2 protein-coding genes and 1 pseudogene are annotated in these 2,861 nt (G+C 68.2%); all 3 read left to right on the top strand.

From position 1 onward, the window contains the following. Positions 1-139 (top strand): annotated as a pseudogene (locus tag ACZ60B_RS42785) (NADP-dependent oxidoreductase); the annotation flags it as partial. 15 nt (positions 140-154) lie between these two features. Then, positions 155-637: a cupin domain-containing protein gene (locus tag ACZ60B_RS42790; protein WP_469397453.1), complete on the top strand. Its 483-nt coding sequence runs from the start codon at positions 155-157 to the stop codon at positions 635-637. Positions 638-1,199: 562 nt separating this feature from the next. After that, the gene (locus ACZ60B_RS42795; RefSeq protein WP_469397455.1) at positions 1,200-2,342 is read left to right on the top strand and encodes a PP2C family protein-serine/threonine phosphatase; all 1,143 of its coding nucleotides are present in this window, start codon (positions 1,200-1,202) and stop codon (positions 2,340-2,342) included. The last annotated feature ends 519 nt before the right edge of the window (positions 2,343-2,861 follow it).

Here is a 2,861-nt window from a genome sequence, read left to right on the forward strand (position 1 = left end):
CGATCTCGCCACGCGGCTGAGGGACGGCCGGCTCAAGCCGGTCGTCGGTGCTGTGCGTCCGCTCGCCGAAGCACCCTCCGCCTTCGCCCCCGGCCAGCGCACCCCTGGCAAGACGGTCATCCGCGTCACGGAAGACTGAATCAGGAACCCCATCGTGATCGGAACGCGAACCGCCGTCGGCCTCCTGGTTGTCGCCACGCCGACCGCGGCCACGGCCTGCTCGACCTCCAACCAGCCCACCCACGCCAAGGGCACGACCACGGCCGTGGCATCGCCTGCGGCCATGGTATCGACACGCCCCACCGAAACCCTCAAGCCGCTGCTCCAGCAGGCCCTGCCGAACGTGAAGGGCAAGACGTTCACCTCGATGATCGTCGACTTCCCGCCCAACGCACGTGCAATGCCGCACCGGCACGGCCAGGCCTTCGTCTACGCCTACGTCCTCGAAGGCACCGTACGCAGCCAGCTCGACGGCAAGCCCGCGACTACCTACCACCAGGGCGACAACTGGGTCGAGCCGCCGGGCGCCCACCACGTCCTCACCGAGAACACCAGCCCGACGACACGGGCCAAGCTCCTGGTCGTCTTCGTCTCCAACACCGGAGAAAAACTCAAGATCGACGATTCGGCGTCGTAGCCCGGGGCGCGCAGCGGGCAGCACCGCGGCGCGCAGCACCCGGCTACTTCTCCGAGACCGACCGTGCCGCCCTCCGCCTGACCGAAGCGATCACACGTGTGCCGGACGGACACGTCAGCGACGAGGACTTAAACGCAGCCGTGGCCGTACTCACCGCAGACGAGGTCTCGGCGATCGACTGGCTGGTAACCGTGATGAACGCCTTCAACCGTGTCGCGATCACCAGCCGGTACCCCGTCGGCGGCTGACCTGGTTAAGGGGAACGATGGAGTGAGTCGGGCAGCTGTGCGAGCTGCCCGGCTCACACACGTCGGATCTCCTCGCCATCCGGGCGAGAGGTTCGATTTTGTCGTCCTTACGGTGAAACATCCGGAATATCCCTGTAGTTCACACGGTTGATATCGCAAACAACGTGGATCGCGGATCCAGGGGACGGAGACGGCACTTCACGCCCGCAGCCGTCCACTCTGGCAGAACGGAAACTGCCCCATCGGGTGGCTGATGCGGCTCATGCACGACGGCCTCGGGCCGCGATCCCCGGCACCATGCACGGGAGCAAGACGTGAGCGTTGCGACCACCGCGAAGGCGAACAGGGTCCTGCAGGCCTGGTGGCGGGCAGCACCGCGCCCGCTCTGGGTGGTCACCCCGCTGCTCCTGATCATCTGCATCCCGGTGGCCGACGCGTTCCTTCCGCCGGACATCCACCTCGCCCATCTGCTGGTCGTCGCCACCGCGGTGACCGCCATCGGCACCGGTCCGCGGCCCACGGCACTGATCGGTGCTCTCTCCGTATCCGCGTTGATCGCCGCCGGGGCGGAGCGGCGGGTCCTGAGCACTGAGAACGTGCTGGTGCAACTAGGCTCCCTCACCGCGCTCTGCGTGCTCCTGGTCGCCTTCACCCATCTGCGGGACCGGTACCAGCGGGAACTCGTCCGGGCGCGGACCGTCTCCGACACGGCCCAGCGGGTCGTCCTGCGCCCGCTCCCGGAGCAGGTCGGAGCGGTGTCGCTCGCGGCGGAGTATCACAGCGCCGATGCCGACACCTACGTCGGCGGCGACCTCTACGCCGCGGCCCGTACCTCCAACTCCACCCGGCTGATCATCGGAGACGTCCGCGGCAAGGGCTTCGCCTCGATCAGCGACACGGCGATCGTGCTGGGCGCCTTCCGTGCCGCGGCCCACCGTCAACTCCCGCTGACGGAACTGGTCGCCTACGTGGAGGACGCGGTCTCCTGGGGCCTCGCGGAGTTCTCGGAATCCGACCCCGACGCCGCCGAACGCTTCGTGACCGCCATGGTGCTCGACATCCCGGACGACGAACCCGTGGTCCACATGATCAGCTGCGGGCATCCGTCGCCCCTGCTGCTGCGCCGTGCGGCCGAGACCGCCACCACTCTCCATGTGGCCCGACCCGCCCCACCACTCGGCCTCGGCGCCACCTCGGAGACCGTGTACACGGCGGCGACCTTCCCCTTCCAGGACGGGGACAGGATCCTGCTCTACACCGACGGCGTCACAGAGACGCGCGACAGCGAGGGAACCTTCTATCCGCTCGCCGAACGCGTACAGAGGTGGGCCGAACGCGCCCCAGGGCCGCTCCTGCGGGAGATCACCGCCGACGTTCGGGCGTACGCGGGCGGGCTGCTCAACGACGACATGGCCATGATGATCGTACAGCGGGGCCGGGTACCGGCGCCCGCCTGACGGGAGCCGAGAAGCTCCGCTCAGCCGACCGGAGCGTCGTCAGTACAGACCGTCGGTCACGACCGGTGCCATCGCGCACCTACCGAATCACAGGCTGGGCGCCGAACCCGTCCACCAGATCGATCTTCGACGCAGTGACCTGCGACGGCGACTGGAGCGCCGCCATCCGCGCCGACCTATCAATGGCATGTCTGACGAGTGATCCCCCTGGTTGCGCATCGGGGACCCCTCCACAACCAGCGGACTGAGCACCAAGACCAGATCTCGGCGGGTGTGAGGCCGGCGTGGTGGGCGTCGCAGATGGACGCGAGCCGGTTGGCGGCCTCGGCTGGTTACAGTAGTCGCGGTAGCCGCCGGGGTCCGGGGCGGTCCAGGCATAGGACCAGCCTGCTCGTAGTAGCGGATTCTTCGAGGTGCTGGTCGATTAGAGGGCGTCCGAAAAGCCTGTCAGCGGGCAAGTTGCCTGGTAGCCGGGGTGGTGTCGCACTTTCGGGGGCTGGGGTGTGCGGGCTGCGTACC

The organism is Streptomyces sp. NPDC104096, assembly GCF_055584385.1.